This is a genomic window from Wolbachia endosymbiont (group A) of Pogonocherus hispidulus (assembly GCF_964028195.1).
Lineage (GTDB): Bacteria > Pseudomonadota > Alphaproteobacteria > Rickettsiales > Anaplasmataceae > Wolbachia.
In genome coordinates, this window is sequence record NZ_OZ034750.1 from 916,411 (window position 1) to 932,187 (window position 15,777).

At 35.3% G+C, this 15,777-nt stretch carries 15 protein-coding genes and 1 tRNA gene; 6 read left to right on the forward strand and 10 right to left on the reverse strand.

What is annotated here, in order from left to right; translation table 11 throughout:
• The first annotated feature begins 35 nt into the window (after positions 1–35).
• Complete coding sequence (ltrA, locus tag ABWU58_RS04325) at positions 36–1,280, forward strand: group II intron reverse transcriptase/maturase (protein ID WP_353276809.1); 1,245 nt, start codon at positions 36–38, stop codon at positions 1,278–1,280.
• 133 nt (positions 1,281–1,413) lie between these two features.
• On the opposite strand, the gene ABWU58_RS04330 is transcribed toward ltrA, so the two are convergent.
• The 5 genes from ABWU58_RS04330 to ABWU58_RS04350 are packed head-to-tail and all read right to left on the reverse strand — an operon-like array spanning position 1,414 to position 4,836.
• Positions 1,414–2,520 carry an FtsW/RodA/SpoVE family cell cycle protein gene (locus tag ABWU58_RS04330; RefSeq protein WP_353282672.1) on the reverse strand — a complete coding sequence of 369 codons (1,107 nt, stop codon included), beginning with the start codon at positions 2,518–2,520 and terminating at the stop codon, positions 1,414–1,416.
• A complete protein-coding gene (gene ubiE, locus ABWU58_RS04335) occupies positions 2,517–3,233 on the reverse strand; it encodes a bifunctional demethylmenaquinone methyltransferase/2-methoxy-6-polyprenyl-1,4-benzoquinol methylase UbiE (protein WP_353282673.1) in 717 nt (238 codons plus the stop codon). The genes ABWU58_RS04330 and ubiE overlap by 4 nt, the downstream gene beginning before the upstream one ends.
• Positions 3,234–3,271: 38 nt before the next feature.
• The gene (gene lipA, locus ABWU58_RS04340) at positions 3,272–4,150 is read right to left on the reverse strand and encodes a lipoyl synthase (RefSeq protein ID WP_341812602.1); all 879 of its coding nucleotides are present in this window, start codon (positions 4,148–4,150) and stop codon (positions 3,272–3,274) included.
• On the reverse strand, positions 4,143–4,457 hold the full coding sequence (gene rpmB, locus ABWU58_RS04345) for a 50S ribosomal protein L28 (RefSeq protein ID WP_265025513.1): 315 nt from the start codon (positions 4,455–4,457) through the stop codon (positions 4,143–4,145). The genes lipA and rpmB overlap by 8 nt, the downstream gene beginning before the upstream one ends.
• Positions 4,458–4,494: 37 nt before the next feature.
• On the reverse strand, positions 4,495–4,836 hold the full coding sequence (locus tag ABWU58_RS04350; protein WP_010082513.1) for a DUF721 domain-containing protein: 342 nt from the start codon (positions 4,834–4,836) through the stop codon (positions 4,495–4,497).
• A gap of 496 nt (positions 4,837–5,332) precedes the next feature.
• Between ABWU58_RS04350 and ABWU58_RS04355 the strand changes: the two genes are divergently transcribed.
• On the forward strand, positions 5,333–6,289 hold the full coding sequence (locus ABWU58_RS04355; protein WP_353282674.1) for an IS5 family transposase: 957 nt from the start codon (positions 5,333–5,335) through the stop codon (positions 6,287–6,289).
• Positions 6,290–6,384: 95 nt separating this feature from the next.
• Here the strand turns inward: ABWU58_RS04355 and iscX are convergent, their stop codons facing one another.
• From iscX to rpsD, 3 genes are all read right to left on the reverse strand, one after another.
• Entirely contained in the window at positions 6,385–6,579 is a 195-nt protein-coding gene (gene iscX, locus ABWU58_RS04360; protein WP_265025516.1) for a Fe-S cluster assembly protein IscX, read from the reverse strand.
• 30 nt (positions 6,580–6,609) lie between these two features.
• Positions 6,610–6,696: transfer RNA gene (locus tag ABWU58_RS04365), tRNA-Leu, on the reverse strand.
• Between the two features lie 9 nt (positions 6,697–6,705).
• Positions 6,706–7,320, reverse strand: coding sequence for a 30S ribosomal protein S4 (gene rpsD, locus ABWU58_RS04370; protein ID WP_353282675.1), 615 nt, complete (start codon positions 7,318–7,320; stop codon positions 6,706–6,708).
• A 105-nt stretch (positions 7,321–7,425) separates the two neighbouring features.
• Here rpsD and tkt point away from each other — a divergent pair, with 105 nt between their 5' ends.
• Positions 7,426–9,498, forward strand: coding sequence for a transketolase (tkt, locus tag ABWU58_RS04375; protein WP_353282676.1), 2,073 nt, complete (start codon positions 7,426–7,428; stop codon positions 9,496–9,498).
• 711 nt (positions 9,499–10,209) lie between these two features.
• On the opposite strand, the gene ABWU58_RS04380 is transcribed toward tkt, so the two are convergent.
• Complete coding sequence (locus ABWU58_RS04380; RefSeq protein WP_353282677.1) at positions 10,210–11,829, reverse strand: recombinase family protein; 1,620 nt, start codon at positions 11,827–11,829, stop codon at positions 10,210–10,212.
• A gap of 312 nt (positions 11,830–12,141) precedes the next feature.
• On the opposite strand from ABWU58_RS04380, the gene ABWU58_RS04385 reads away from it, so the two are divergent.
• Both ABWU58_RS04385 and ABWU58_RS04390 read left to right on the forward strand, forming a co-directional pair.
• Positions 12,142–13,338 carry a hypothetical protein gene (locus ABWU58_RS04385; RefSeq protein ID WP_353282678.1) on the forward strand — a complete coding sequence of 399 codons (1,197 nt, stop codon included), beginning with the start codon at positions 12,142–12,144 and terminating at the stop codon, positions 13,336–13,338.
• On the forward strand, positions 13,304–13,990 hold the full coding sequence (locus ABWU58_RS04390; RefSeq protein ID WP_353282679.1) for a hypothetical protein: 687 nt from the start codon (positions 13,304–13,306) through the stop codon (positions 13,988–13,990). The genes ABWU58_RS04385 and ABWU58_RS04390 overlap by 35 nt, the downstream gene beginning before the upstream one ends.
• Before the next feature lie 119 nt (positions 13,991–14,109).
• Here the strand turns inward: ABWU58_RS04390 and ABWU58_RS04395 are convergent, their stop codons facing one another.
• Positions 14,110–15,081, reverse strand: a complete 972-nt coding sequence (locus tag ABWU58_RS04395; protein WP_353282680.1) for an IS110 family transposase — start codon at positions 15,079–15,081, stop codon at positions 14,110–14,112.
• Between the two features lie 251 nt (positions 15,082–15,332).
• Between ABWU58_RS04395 and ABWU58_RS04400 the strand changes: the two genes are divergently transcribed.
• Positions 15,333–15,776 carry a hypothetical protein gene (locus tag ABWU58_RS04400; protein ID WP_353282681.1) on the forward strand — a complete coding sequence of 148 codons (444 nt, stop codon included), beginning with the start codon at positions 15,333–15,335 and terminating at the stop codon, positions 15,774–15,776.
• Position 15,777: the final 1 nt, after the last annotated feature.

The following is a 15,777-nucleotide window of genomic DNA, read 5'->3' on the forward strand; positions in this document are numbered from 1 at the left end:
GTTTTAATTATTTATCAACCGAAAGGGAGGAGTTAATGAATGAAACAAAGTCTTTTGATATACCAAAGCAACTTATTTGGAGAGCTTATAAACAAGTATCGAAAAATAAAGGTGCAGCAGGTGTAGATGAGGTCTCGATAACAAAGTTTGAAGAAAATCTAAAGGATAATCTATACAAATTATGGAATCGGATGTCATCCGGAAGTTATTTTCCAGAGCCGGTAAAAGCTGTTGCGATACCAAAAGATACAGGAGGGCAAAGAATTTTATGTGTGCCTTCAGTATTCGACAGGATAGCGCAAACAGCAGCTACAATGTATCTTGAGCCGTTAGTAGAACCGAAATTTCACGAAGATTCATATGGTTATAGACCAAATAAGTCTGCGCTGGATGCGGTATACACAGCACGGAAGAGATGTTGGAAAAATGATTGGACGGTAGATCTTGATATATCTGGATTTTTCGACAATCTGGACCACGATTTAGCACTGCAGGCTATCAAGAAACACACAGACTGCAAATGGGTCATACTGTATGTTGAGAGGTGGATGAAAGCCCCCATTCAGCAAGCAGATGGCAGTAGGGTAACAAGGGATAAAGGAGTTCCGCAAGGAGGTTCAATAAGCCCAATCATTTCAAGCATATTTATGCACCATGCGTTTGATATGTGGATGAAACAAAATTATCCAACAGTACCATTTGAAAGATATGTAGATGATGCGATAGTGCACTGCAGAACTAAAAGACAGGCAGGATTTATGAAAGTAATGATTGAAGAAAGATTGGCTAAGTGTAAATTGAAGTTACATCCTGAAAAGACACAGATTGTGTACAGTAAGGATGATGATAGAAAAGAACAATTTCCTAAACAAAGCTTTGATTTTCTAGGTTATACTTTTAGACCTAGAGTAGCAAAGAATAAGATGAGGAATTATTTCATCTCATTTCTACCTGCAATTAGTAACAAAGCCAAGAAGAAGATCAAGAAAACCATAAAGTCATGGAGAATACATCGGATTACATGGACCACACTAGAGGAAATATCGAAGAAAATAGATCCAATAGTCAGAGGCTGGTTTCAGTACTATGGCAGGTTTTATAAATCAGAGATGTATCCATCTCTCAGAAATATAGAGAGATACCTCATAAGATGGGTCAGGACAAAATATAAGAAACTTCGTGATCACGGAAGACTAGCAAAGCAATTTCTAGGAAAAGTGAGAAAGAGGTCTCCAAGTATTTTCTATCATTGGACACTTGGGTTAGGATCAAAAGGCTAAATAATGGGAGCTGTATAAGCCGAGAGGTTTCCGTGCAGTTCTGCGAGAGACTGGTGGGGAAGTTCCGCCGGTCTACTCTCCTCATTCTTGACCCCTATATTGCAACGTTCGTACAGTTGTGAGCGGGTGACCACTAGTCCACAAGCATAACACGCTCACGAAACTTTAATGCGATAGCTTGATTTCTACTGAAAGACAGCATTATGCCAAGTGCGATGCTCGAAGATAAAAGAGAAGAACCACCATAGCTAAGTAGTGGTAGGGTTATGCCGGTGGTTGGAAAAACACTCAATGTTACCCCTATGTTTATTATGAATTGTGTGATGAATTGAATTGAGATACCGAGAATCACCAATAGATTGAATAATTCATTTTCTCTATATGCAACGTAAAGCAAGCGGGCGGAAATGATGCCAAATAACATCAATGTGGCTAAGCACGTAATCAAACCAAATTCTTCTGCTAAAACAGAAAACACAAAATCTGTATGACAATCAGGAAGAGAGGTTTTTACGCTACCTTCACCAGGTCCAACTCCAGTTAATTGACCTCTTTTGAATGCTTCTAATGATTTTGTGACTTGAAAGTTATCGCGTTGCGTAAAAAAGACAAAATTGTAAATCCTTTGCTTTATATGTGGGAGGCATAAGTAAGCTATTGTAGTTCCAGTTGTGGCCATTCCTATTATGCATAGAAAGTATAAAAGTGGTATACATGCAATAAACATTTGACCAATAAAAGAATATGTTAAAAGCATGGACATACTGAAATCAGGTTGCAAAAGTAACAACACAAAAACTAACAGAAATATTATGATTGATATGTGCATTTTAAACTTCATTCCGCTGGCTAAGATACTAGCTATAACAACAGAAAAAAATGGCCTTACGAACTCAGATGGTTGAACTGAAATTTTGACAATATGTAACCATCGTTTCGCACCTTTTACCTCTATACCAAGTATTATCGCAGCTGCCACTAAAATAGTAAATAAAATGAAACCTGCGAATGAGAGGTTAAGTATAGTTCTTGTGTTGAGAAAAGAAAATGTCACCAGGGTAATTAGTGACAGGACTATATAAATTGTATGGCGCCGTATAAAATAATCTTGTGGTAAAGAAAGACGCTGCGCAATTACAGGGCTTGCTGAATAAACAAGAATGAAGCTTATAGTGAGCAAAAAAAACACTGGAAGGATGAGATAATAATCCAGCGTTCTATACCAGAATTTAATATTCATTTTGTTCCAATGTGTAATGCCACTATTCCATAGCTCATATTATGAAACTCAACATTCTTAAAGCCTACCTCTTCAATTTCCATTTTAAAATCATTCTGAGTTGGAAACTCTCTAATGCTCTTCACTAAATATTCATAAGAACTCTTGTCTTTAGCAACTATGCTGCCAATTTTAGGAATTACTTTAAATGAATATAAGTCATAAAGTTTGGTAAATATCTCATTTTGATAGTGCATAGGGGCAAATTCTAAGCAGATAAATTTCCCATGTGGTTTTAATACCCTGTGCGCCTCATTTAAAGCCTTCTTGCGGTCAGAAACGTTTCGAATGCCAAAAGCTATTGTGCAATAATCAAATTCGGAGTCTTCAAATGGTAAACTTTCTGCATTCGCACATACCCAATCAAAATTAATTTGGTTTGAATTTATAGCTTTATCACGTCCTCTGCTTAGCATATTTTGATTTATGTCACATACTGTAACCTTAGCACTTGGCTCTTTTCTTACTATTCTTATTGCTATATCTCCAGTTCCTCCAGCAACATCTAAAACCTTAGAGTTTTTTGTAAAATGCACACTATTTACCATCTTATCTTTCCATAATCTGTGCATTCCGAGGCTCATTATATCATTCATGGTGTCGTAGCGACTTGCCACGGAATCGAATACCTCTTTAACTAATTGTGATTTCTTCTCGATTTTTATAGTAGACATTACGTAAAGTCGCTCAACTCCTTTATAATTAGTAAAAATTAATTTGAATTAACATAACGACAGGCCTTGAGCCTGTTAAAATCTTCTTCAGCGTGGTATGATGACCGAGTTAGTGGGCTTGATGCAACCACTAAGAAACCTTTGGAGTAAGCAACGTATTTATAATGCTCAAATTCCTCTGGGGTAACATACCTATCAAGTTTTGCATGTTTTGGAGTTGGTTGTAGATATTGACCAATTGTAATAAAATCAACCTCAGCACTGCGCAAATCGTCCATAACTTGAAGTATTTCCTCTTTTGTTTCTCCAAGACCAACCATAAGCCCTGACTTTGTGAAAACTTTAGGATTAATCTGCTTTACCATCTTCAACAAATATAGTGAATGAAAATAGCGAGCTCGTGGTCTTATTTTTGCATACAATCTCGGCACTGTTTCAATATTGTGGTTATAGACATCAGGTGATGCAACAGCAATTGCTTCAAATGCTCCTTTCTTATTTAAAAAATCAGGAGTTAAAATCTCTATTGTTGTTTCTGAAGTTATCTTTCTAATTTCTTCTATGCACTGTATAAACTGATTTGCGCCACCATCTGGTAAATCATCACGATCAACAGAAGTAATGACAACATGTTTTAAGTTTAACTTTTTTATCGCTTTTGCTAAATTTTCTGGTTCATGAGGGTCTAGTTTATCAGGAATGCCAGTTGCAACGTTGCAAAATGCACAAGCACGAGTGCAAACAGAACCAAGAATCATCACAGTAGCATGACGTTTATTCCAACATTCACCAATATTTGGACATGCAGCTTCTTCACATACCGTATGTAAGTTATGCAGTTTAACGATGTTTAAAGTTTCATTGAATACTTCACCGGTCGGAGCTTTTGCTCTGAGCCATTGAGGTTTGCTATGCATCTGAAACGGCTAACTCTACCTCTTGCTTTACTAAAACTTTTTTCAACCTTCTTTTTATCTTCTGCGCTTTCTCACTTAGTTTAATCGTTCTTGTGTTGAGCAAAAAAGCATCTAAATCACCTTTGTAATCTATAGTTCTCAAAGTTCTTGTTGCCACACGAAATCTAAACTTTTTATTCAATAGATCACTTGTTAACGTAACCTTATGTAAATTTAAAAGAAAGGTACGCTTTGTTTTACGATTCGAATGTGATACCTTATTACCAAAAGATTTTTTTCTATTTGTTAATTCACAAACTCTACTCACTTCAATATACCAAATTATTCTATGTACTTAGATTACCTTATATAGTCAAATAGTCAATACTCTCTTGCTTAATTTTTATACCATATACTGCTTTATAGCCAAAAAATATCGTAATTTTTTCTATTATAAGAGAAATCATATGCTGAATTTCTAATGCTTTACTGCCATTTGTTACTACCAGATGCAATACACCCGAATTTATATTCTGTGCATATGAGATCTTTTTCGGTTTTGTACACTCTGCTATTTCTTTCCCTACTATATTTCGCCAGTTTAAAATCAGACGTATTTCATTTTTGCTAATCTTATTTTTCATGCATTTTAATGCGTAATTTTCAATTATAGACTTTAATTTTTTTGGACCGCTACGTTTGAGCATTTTTCTGTTTTGTTTCTAGTATAACTAAATAAGTAAGGTTTACTACTACATTGGATTTCCTCAGTGCCAAATCCAAGTAGCTAACACTGGGATGACAACCTTCTAACTACTTTACAAACCTCTAGCCTCACACCATAAAAGCAGTATTTTTATGTAACAATCTACCTTAATGTAGCACTTGTTAAGTAAGTCGTTCCATTCAAAAATTTTTGTTTTGCCTCATAATTAACCTTCTAGCTGTTTTAATTGTAATTAGTTAAATTATTATTAACCTGAGTGAATTTTAAATTAGATTTAAAAAGTACAGTATTGTCTAAAATGAATGATATACGGTGTCCGAATTTTAGACTCCTTCTTTTTTGTTGTCATCCCAGCTGGGATCCATTTTTCTTTTTTTTCTGGATTCCAGCGGGCTTTGTTGCATAGCAACCGAAAAAATCTGGTGGCTACTGACAAAATTCATTATAAATAACCATTTAACTGTTGAAGAAAAAATATGCCACAGAAAATGAAAGTCAGTAACCAAAACGAATATAACAAATTCCTTGAAAAAAGGGGAAATATTTTTCGTTACATCGATGAAGCTATCGAAAATTGGTATGAAAATAGTCCAAAAATGCAGGGCGGCAACTATATTTACAGTGATAAAGTCGTAATTTTGGTGCATATAATTGTCAATCTTTTTAGAATTGGTTTAAGACAAACGGTGGGGTTTATAAAAGGATATCTGCAACAAATAGGAAAAAATTTGGCAGTTATCAGCTATTCACAAGCATCAAGAAGGTTTAAAAAACTTAATATTAAGATAAATGATTGCAGGGTTGATAAAAGCAACATGGAAAATATTAAAATTATCATAGATAGCACAAGTATCAGCATTTACAGTAACACTCCTGGCCACAGTAAGGAAAACAGTGCAGATAGAAAGTACCGAAGCTACGAGCAAGTAAGAAAGTTACATGTTATGTTAAGTGTGAATAGTAAAAAAGCTATAGCTGCAAGATACAGTAATGGCGTCTACTCTGACCACTATGGAGCTTGCGATTTGCTTGAAGAAGTTAATTTTCAGCACAAAATAAAAGCATTATATGCAGATAGGGCATACGATAGGCACAAACTTTATAAATTGTGTAAGAAATACGATATAAAGACAAAAGTTCTACCAAAAAAGGATGCAGCAGAACATTCAAAAATAGATTATATGTCTGACAGAAATGCTGCTATTAGGTTAATAAAATTATATGGACAAGATGGTGTAAAAGAGTGGAAAAAGGAAGCAATTTATGGAAAGAGATCTTACATAGAAGGATTTTTCTCAAGGTTGAAGCAAGTATTTGGATTTAGCTTTAGGAATAAATCTGAAGTAAATCGTGAAAAAGAATTACTAATTAAGTGCTATTTGCTCAACAAATTCACTGATATTGGTATGGCTAAATTTGAAATCATTACATAAATTTGTCGTAAACCATCACTGCTTAAGGTGCTATGCAACAAAGCCATTCCAGCGTCACGCGCTAACTTTTAATAGCGATAGTTATTTCTTATTTGTTAAGATCTTTCCTCAATCCAAGCTGCTTGAATGGCTTCGAGTATTTTCTCGTTACAGCGTTTTTCATCATCATCAAATTCCTCTAAACTCAAGACCTTTTTTTTAAGCTCAGTGAATCTGATACTAATTATATTCTCATCTGAAAATTTTTCCTCCAGAGCTTCTACAATATCTTCTATATCAAGCCATTTCATACTTTTTTGTATTTATCTGCTAAGTTAAATTGGTGCCCATGGGGAGACTTGAACTCCCAAGGTCGCAAAACCCACGGATTTTAAGTCCGCTGCGTCTACCGATTCCGCCACATGGGCTTTTTTTACCTATCTAGAGTAAAACTCTACTACTAAATTGACTTCCATGTCCGCTGAATAAGGAACCTCAGAATATTGAGGCGACCTCAAATATTTCACTGAATGCTCTTTACTATCTGTCTCCAAATAATCCGGAGCCTTGCGCTCTTGTTTTTGTTCAGCCTCTACTACTACAGGGATTTTTGCTGCCCTTTCTCTTATTTTTATTATATCACCTGGTTTCACTCGATAACTTGATATGTTAACCACCTTATCATTAACTGTAACGTGCTTATGAGATATGAGCTGCTTCGCTGCATAAATTGTTGGCACAAGACTAGAGTGGTATAAAACAGAACTTAATCTCGATTCTAAGATACCGATAAAATTATCAGCCGTATAACCCTTTCTGTTATAAGCATCTAAAAATGTACGTCTGAGCTGCTTACTTGAAATCGCATAGTAAAACTTAAATTTCTTATGCGCAGCAAACTGCTTACCAAAGTCGGATAACTTCTTGAATCCAAGAATACCATGTTGACCAGGAGGGTATTTCCTTTTGTTTACTGGGTCTTTAGCTCTACCCCATAAATTTACACCAAGTCTACGGCTAATCCTATACTTTCTAGTGATAACAGTTGTCATATAAAAACTCTCACGATTCAACTCTAGATTATTAAGGATTTTAGCACTCAGTGTCAACTTGTTTTTGCTGGTATAATCTTTTATACTTCATTTTTAAGTTTTTCTATGAATCATCTACCTTTGGAATCTATGGCAAACGCCATCCGTTTTTTATCAATTGATGCAGTACAAAAAGCAAACTCTGGACACCCAGGTATGCCACTTGGCATGGCAGATGTTGCAACTGTCTTGTTTGCTAAATATCTGAATCATAATCCTGATGATTCTAAATGGTTCAATAGAGATCGCTTTGTTTTATCAAACGGTCATGGGTCAATGTTACTATATTCAATATTATATTTGACAGGTTATATTAGCATAGATGAGCTAAAAAACTTCAGGCAAATGGGATCCAAGACCCCAGGTCATCCAGAGTTTGGCTTGACTTCCGGGGTAGAGGCAACGACAGGCCCGCTCGGTAAGGGGTTTGCCGCTGCTGTTGGCATGGCACTTGCTGAATCGATTCTTAAAGAACAATTTGGAGATAGCTTAATTAATCACTACACTTACGTGATGCTAGGGGATGGCTGTCTTATGGAAGGAATAAGCCATGAAGCAGCATCACTTGCTGGACATCTTAAATTGAATAAATTAATAGCCCTTTTTGATGATAATGATATCTCTATAGATGGCGCTACTTGCCTTTCCTGTTCTGATGATGTAGAGAAACGCTTCTTAGCGTATGGATGGAATGTTGACAAAATTGATGGCCATGATTTTGATGCCATATCCCTTGCAATAGAGCAAGCAAAAAAGTCTGATAAACCTACAATGATCTGCTGCAAAACCATTATCGGAAAATTTTCAAGTCGTGCTAGCACATCCTCTGCTCACAGTGGTGCTTTTTCGGAGGAAGACATCAAACAGATGAGAAAAAAATTGAATTGGAACTACGAGCCATTTCATGTGCCAGAAGATGTGAAAAATGCCTGGAAGAAAACTGTTGAGAGAGCAAAACAAAACTACACGATGTCATTCCAGCGCGTGACGCTGGAATCCAGGAAAGAAGAAAAAGAATGGATCCCAGTGTCAAGCACTGGGATGACAAGAGAGAGTACTGGGATGACAAAGAGTGGGACTGGGATGACAGAGGAGTTTCAAAGAAGACTCAATAAGCGTTTGCCGGATAATATCGCTGGTGTTTTAGCTGACCTGAAGAAACAAATATGTGAGCTAATGCCAAACGAAGCTACACGTTCTTCTTTCGGCATGGTAATGGAACTTTTAACACAACATATGCCGGAATTAATCGGCGGTTCTGCTGATCTTACTGGGTCAAATTGCACTAAATATAAGCACATGCAGGTAATAGATAGCAATAATTATAATGGCTCTTATGTCCACTATGGAGTGAGAGAACACGCTATGGCAGCATGTATGAATGGTATGGCACTTCACGGCGCGATTCTTCCTTATGGTGGCACTTTTTTGGTATTTTCCGACTACTGTCGTCCTGCTATACGTCTTTCAGCTCTGATGAAACAGCAGGTTATGTATGTCATGACTCACGACTCAATTGGAGTGGGAGAAGATGGCCCAACTCACCAACCAATAGAGCATTTAGCTTCTTTGCGTGCTATACCAAATCTATATGTTTTTAGACCAGCCGATGCAGTTGAAACTCTGGAGTGTGTTAGCATTGCACTCGAAAAGAAAGAATCTCCAGCACTGTTTGCGCTCTCAAGGCAAAACGTAAGTTACATGCATTCTGATATCGATCAATCTGCTAATCTATCGAAGTTTGGTGCATATATTTTGTGTGAATGTTCAAAAGAATTAAAAGTGACAATATTTGCTACCGGATCTGAAGTTGAAATTGCAGTTAAAGCAAGGGAGAAATTGCAGGAAAAAGGTATAGGTACAAGGGTTGTTTCTATGCCATGCTGGAGGCTTTTTGACGAGCAAAGTGATGAATATAAAGCGGCGATATTAAATAATGACAGCATTAAAGTTGCAATTGAAGCCGGAAGTGAAATGGGTTGGCATAAATACATAGGTTCAAACGGTATATTTATTGGCATGAAAAGCTTCGGAGAATCAGCACCTTATAAAGCACTCTATGAGCATTTTAATATCAGCGCTGATCATGTAGTAAAATGTGTGTGTGAATTTTATCATTCCACTGTATATATTCAATAGAAACCACTTGACAAACTCTGCCAGCCCCTTTATCATGATACTGAAGGTATTCAGTTATCTTCATCTGTGCAGATTAAACAGCAAGAAAACAACGTAGTTGGCGTCTTATTTTTAATTTTTTGCACTATGTGCACCTTATGTCTTCACAATACTTCTAGGTTTTTACCTATATAAGCTGAAACGCGCTTATAAGTCGTTTAAGACAGTATAGTACGCCAATTTGCAGGATTAGAGAGTGACAACTAGCTAACACGGGATTTCTTTGCCTTTTTTTCTGCTTAGTAAATTTCTTAAACACTTGCGGTGTAGGTTAGTTGCAAGTTAAAAGCAGCTAAATCGCTCTTAATCAAGCGTTTTAGAATAAAAAAAACGCCGATATTTTAGTACATAGTAAATAGCCAACCACCACGGGGCTTCTTTTGCCTTTTTTTTCATTTGGTAAATTTCTTAAATATTTATGGCTAAACGACAATCGTCATCCCGCTGCTTGTTATAAGCTCGTCATCCCGCTACTTGTTAGCGGGATCTAGAGATACCGCGAATGAATCGCGGTATGACGGTTCGCGGTGGCATGATCTCGTCATCCCGCTACTTGTTAGCGGCTAAGAGATACCGTGGCGGTATGACGTAGGACTGCTGTCATTCCAGTGCTCCTTTTTTTGTCATCCCAGTGCGTGACACTGGGATCTAGCCTTTATTATTTGGTTAAAATTAAGTCTTCTGGATCCCAGTGTCTGTACAACTAGTACAACATTGCATAATTCTATTATGGCTATTTTGATCAAAATTTGCAAGACTTTTTATGCGGAATACTATATACAAGTGATTGTGATTGATTTCAATTTGATGAATCAACATTCTAATAATATTTTGTTTAGTCTGCCAATCCACTTGATCAAGCTTTGATTCAACACTTGAGGAAAAGTTTTTCAAGCTATCTGTAACAAGGCTCAATTCTTGTTGTAATTTCTCTTGATCAAGTACTTTTTCTTTTTCCTCCTCAATTTCTTTCAAATGCTGTTTCATTGTTGTAATTCTTGGCTCAAATTCTTCTTGGCTTATAAACCCTTTGGCATAGCTATCAATAAATTTTTTGATACTTAATCTTAGCTTACTTTCTTGCTTTTCACGTGTTTGATTATGTAAAGGTTTTTTGCTCTCTGACAATCTGCGTTGATATTCATTTGCAATCCTATCTGGCTCTTTTAATATACTCTTAACTTCTTCCCATATAACTGTATCGAGTACATCAGTACGTATTGATTTATTGTCACATACTCTGTTGCCATTAAACCTGGAGCCAGAACACCGGTAGTAAGAATAACGTTGATTTCTACTATATGCACCACAATAAGTATATTGGCAGCGCTGACATACTGTTAAACTCCGCAACAAAAACGTTTCTTTTCTTTCCCGTACTCTTGCTCTTTGTCTATTTTCAGTTAGCTGTACTTGCACTGAATCAAATAAATTATCACTGATTATTTTTGGCACTGAAACATAAATCCAGTTCTCTTTATCATTACTAAAATGACCATTTTTGAGTTTACCACAAGTTCCTTTTTTTGATTTCCTTACTTGTGGCTTCGAGCATGCCTTAGTTTTACCATAAGCTGCTCGTCCTATATAAGCAGGATTTCTTAACATTTTCCAGATAGTACTTCTTTTCCAACGTTCTTTTCCTGTTTGTGTTATTACCGGTATCTCACTAAGTCTACGTACAACTTCATTGATGCTTACTCTTTCTTGACCAACCCAATTAAATATTTTGTGCACTACATCTGCTTCTTCTTGATTAATTTCAAACTGAGCACTTCCTTCACCTACATGTTTTGCTATGTAGCGATAACCATAAGGTGCATTACTCATTACGCTTATACGGCCAGTTTTAGCTGCATGGAGTTTTCCTCTGCGATTACGTTCCATAATCTTTGCACGTTCATACTCTGCTACTAATCCTTGAATTCCTAAAAACATATTAGATTCTGGGTTATCCTCAAATTTATGATTTAAGAAAATAACCTCTGACCCTGCTTTTCTAAACTCTTCGAGTAAGAGCGCTTGGTATGCAGATTTACGTGATAGCCGATCAGGTGAATGAATATATATCTTATCAATCCTACCTTCTGCTACTCTATCACGTAAATTTTCTAAGCCAGGACGTTCTAAGTTTGATCCACTGTAGCCATTATCAACAAACCTGTGCTCATCTAATAACTCATGTCCATCACTACCAATGCGACGCTCCAACTCTACAATCTGACTCTCTATTGTATTCTCCTGTGCCTGTTGTCTTGATGAAACTCTTGCATACAAGCTTACCGTTACCATTTTCTTCTACCTCCTTTATTTTATATTTCAATAATTGTTCATAAGCATTTGCCAAATATGTACCCGCCAATCTGTGAGGTTCATAACGGCAATAAATAGTTAAATCCCCTTTTTGCATGTTTTTCTTCCTGTGAATTTTTTTATAGGTTAGGAGACTTCTATTAAACTAAACCAATGCACACCTTATTTAAGAAAGCTATCTAGTTTACACAAATTCTCCCTAATTAAATATACAAGATTTGAAAAAATTATGTCCAAAAAATCTTTGCTTGAATTGTCATATTATGTATAATATAGCTTATTTTATGTAATATGAATGTTCATCCAAGCCATGAATTTTGGGAAAGCGATTTAGAAGTTCCTGTTAACCTTTTATTAGATCGTTTTCAGGATTCTAATATACGTCAATCTTGGTTAGATTCCCTTTCTGGTAAACAACTGAGCATCATTTTTCAGCATTGCTTTAAAAATCATTTAAATGGACACCTTTTTCAGGACGGAGATTATGACGATAGATCCACTCAACAAAAACGTAAGATACTTACCGGTTACTCTGACTCTCTTTTTAACTATTATCTCATTAGCCACTTTGATCGTACAAAACTTGAAGCTACAGTTAGTGAAGTAGCAAGATTTGCCCTCACTCAAGAGTTAATGAGATCGTACCTGATAAAAAATAATACTAAGTATGATAAAAGATCCTTATTGTTTTTACTGTTTCACATAAATTGTGAACTTCTAAAATCTGTCTATCACTTTGATAAAGTACAAAAGAAAGGTTTCGTATCATTTGCTCTACAGAAATCACCAAGACAAATAAATACTTCATTTAAGGAATTTATGTCACAAGAAGCCGTAGAGCAGATACTTAAGGATGATGACCAGTTGCAGGGTTTTTTCCATCATCAAGATCGGATATATATGTTTGTACGTCGAGGAAGTGACATGGATTTACTGCTTAATTCAAACAAAGTTGTTCATGGTCATAAACCTGAGTGGATGATTTTAGATTTTTTGCTTGATGGTACAAAGGTTAATCTCTGTGCTAAAAATACTAATAAAGCTGTGGAAATAGCAAATAGCATTGTAAGTTGCTATTTCGACTGCGAATGTACTTTTGTAAATATACAAGATAAGAACTTTCCACTACAAGTGCATAAATTTCTTCAAGCATGTATAGAGGGTTCTGACCCTAATATTTGTATATTTGAGTTAAATTTTAAGTCAGATTATTTTAAAAATAGTAATACATATCTTACTTTGAGTGTAAAGCCGTATGATCCTATTGCACCAGAATTACATATTTTAAAGCCATCTGTTGGCAATATACTACAATCTATTCAATCAGCTAAAGTAATGTTCCAAAACAAAAAGGTAACATTTTCTTTCAAAATAAGTGGGGAAGTTTATTATTCAGAGCATCCACTCAATAAAAAAGAAAGAGAGGACCTGAAGAAACATATGGAACAATCTTATGGTCTTAAAATCCTTTCACGAGCAAATTGCTGATCTTTTAAGTTCAAATAGTTCTTGGGTTAATCCAAGTCAAAATCACATTAAAGCAGCAAGATACTTATTTGATCTTGGATTGATAAAAATGCAAGAAAGGTACTATATTGTTTGCTCTCGTGAAGAAGATCATCTTGATTGGCCAAATGTAATTGATCCAAGTTGTAGCAATGAGATTTTTATTAATCCAGACTTTGATGAAGCATGTGATGATGCTATTTGTGAAAACTGTTCTCGTCATATTTTGCCTAATACTTATAAAAAACAGAGATTTCATCTCTTATCCATATACTTAAATATAGAGAAAATCATAAACTGGTTTGAAACAAAGTTGAATGATTCAAGACTTATGTGGGAAAAAGTAGAAAAAGGAGTTTATTATATTTGTAATCAAGGTCGCATTGTAAATCTAATAATCCTTGATTTTTGTACTGATGCGATATTTTTAACTATAGATAAACTTAGAGTCCATCCGACAGTTCTCATCACTCTAAAAAAAGATATACCTAATCTATTGTTGAGCCTATATGTAGTGCCAATGGTAGAACTGTTTTGTCAGCTTAAGACTTTAACTGAGATATTTCAAGAGGCAGCTAAAAGAGCAGTTGTGTTAAAAGTCAATAGAAAAATGAAAAATATCAAAGAAATTTAGCCCGTTAAATATAATGTGCTCTTCAATGTATTTTTACATAATATAAGCTATAACTCTTAATTGATGTAGCTGTGTATAAGTACTTATAGTTTATGTGGGCGTACTTATCCACAGCTACACTAACTTACTAGAGAAGTAGACTTAGGGCTATATTCCTCAGTGAACACTCTACCGTCTCTTACCAAGGAGTTAGCAAGTAAAAGTAACTTTCTCATAGCAGCGGTAGAAGCAACTTTATATGGTTTTTTATATTGATTATACAACCTATCAAAAAAAGTTTTTATGTAAGAATTCCATTCCCGCGCACTAAGAATACACATATACAAAACTGTTCTAATTTGTGACCTACCGCCTTGAATACACCTTTTTCCTTTACTAAAACCACTGTCTCGATTAAAAGGTGCAACCCCGGCAAGGCTGGATATTTGCTTTTCTTGAAGCGTCCCTAGTTCTGGTAGATAACAAATCATAGTAATAGCTGTGATTTTACTTGCACCTGGTATACTAGTTATTGATATGTATTTTCTTTTAAGCTCTTGACTTTGATCAATCAACTCCATCATCTCATCTTCTAAGGCTTGGATTTGATTTTGTAAAATGGCAAGTAGCTCTTCCATTTGTTTTATTATGGATATATCAGTTACCTGGTAAGCTTGGGTTTTTTGTATTTTTGCTATTTCTACAAGTTGATTTCTACGAGATAGCTTTTGCCTCAAACAATCAACATTACTAACTTTTAAAGGAGTAACACGCATATCTGTATTATTAATATAACGTGAGATGATACTACAGTCTATTTTATCGGTTTTAGTAGCAACGCCAAGGCTTTTTGCATAATCTCTAACCCATCTAGGTTGAATAACATATACCTCAAAACCATTGCTTAGTAAAGTATAGGCACATAATTTTTCATATCCACCTGTTGCTTCAAGACCAACTTTGCTTACATTATGCAAACGTAAAAAGTCGAGTATTTGATCAATAGCTTGCACGTTATTTTCAAATACTTTATGATATCCAAGTGGATGGATATGAATATCAAGTTTAGCTTTGCTAACATCAATGCCAGCAATAATATTTGATGAATTCATAATTCCTCCGTAAATGTTGATAAACAATATATACTGTATTTTCCACCCTTATATACGAGTCTAAAAACTCAATCAGTTGTTCGGAACTTCAGTATAAACCAGAGAAGAAAACCTTGCTATACTACGGTCCTTATGACCAAGACTGGACACGGTTCCTCTTCTCTGTATGTCTTTACATTACTACTTTGTAGTACTTATAAAAACCTATTTTTAACATATAAGGAGTACCAGAGGTAGTAGAAAATACTTCTTTGCAAGTTTTACCAGCTTCGTATATTTCGCTTAAACGTATTGAACCAATTGTACCAACAAAGCTTTTGGAGTTACAGGTAGTTAAAGGTATGGTATATGTTAATAGTATTGAAGTTATAAATAAAAAAGCTGCATCATGTCTTAATATTTTTCGAATATTATTTAGGCAATTTTTATATGACTGTGAGAAAGAATTACCACCTGAAAAACATACACTTCTCAATATTAATCAGTTAGAAAAACTCTTGGGACTTAGTTTAGAAGCAGATTTAGAACATCAAATCAGAAGACCATTAAATAAAATGCAAAGAACAATCAAAGCTACACTTGCTGAGAAATTAGGATTAAGTATTGAACGTGATGATGTAATACAAACCCTTGGTTGGCAAAGATCATCATATGGTTATCGTATTAACCCTTTTACTTTGACTATAAAAAAATAGA

Bases quoted from the DNA above. Each gene is read 5' to 3' on its own strand.
- ltrA (WP_353276809.1), top strand. From the start codon at position 36: ATGAATGAAACAAAGTCTTTTGATATACCAAAGCAACTTATTTGGAGA.
- ABWU58_RS04330 (WP_353282672.1), bottom strand. From the start codon at position 2,520: ATGAATATTAAATTCTGGTATAGAACGCTGGATTATTATCTCATCCTT.
- ubiE (WP_353282673.1), bottom strand. From the start codon at position 3,233: ATGTCTACTATAAAAATCGAGAAGAAATCACAATTAGTTAAAGAGGTA.
- lipA (WP_341812602.1), bottom strand. From the start codon at position 4,150: ATGCATAGCAAACCTCAATGGCTCAGAGCAAAAGCTCCGACCGGTGAA.
- ABWU58_RS04350 (WP_010082513.1), bottom strand. From the start codon at position 4,836: ATGCTCAAACGTAGCGGTCCAAAAAAATTAAAGTCTATAATTGAAAAT.
- ABWU58_RS04355 (WP_353282674.1), top strand. From the start codon at position 5,333: ATGCCACAGAAAATGAAAGTCAGTAACCAAAACGAATATAACAAATTC.
- iscX (WP_265025516.1), bottom strand. From the start codon at position 6,579: ATGAAATGGCTTGATATAGAAGATATTGTAGAAGCTCTGGAGGAAAAA.
- rpsD (WP_353282675.1), bottom strand. From the start codon at position 7,320: ATGACAACTGTTATCACTAGAAAGTATAGGATTAGCCGTAGACTTGGT.
- tkt (WP_353282676.1), top strand. From the start codon at position 7,426: ATGAATCATCTACCTTTGGAATCTATGGCAAACGCCATCCGTTTTTTA.
- ABWU58_RS04380 (WP_353282677.1), bottom strand. From the start codon at position 11,829: ATGGTAACGGTAAGCTTGTATGCAAGAGTTTCATCAAGACAACAGGCA.
- ABWU58_RS04385 (WP_353282678.1), top strand. From the start codon at position 12,142: ATGAATGTTCATCCAAGCCATGAATTTTGGGAAAGCGATTTAGAAGTT.
- ABWU58_RS04390 (WP_353282679.1), top strand. From the start codon at position 13,304: ATGGTCTTAAAATCCTTTCACGAGCAAATTGCTGATCTTTTAAGTTCA.
- ABWU58_RS04395 (WP_353282680.1), bottom strand. From the start codon at position 15,081: ATGAATTCATCAAATATTATTGCTGGCATTGATGTTAGCAAAGCTAAA.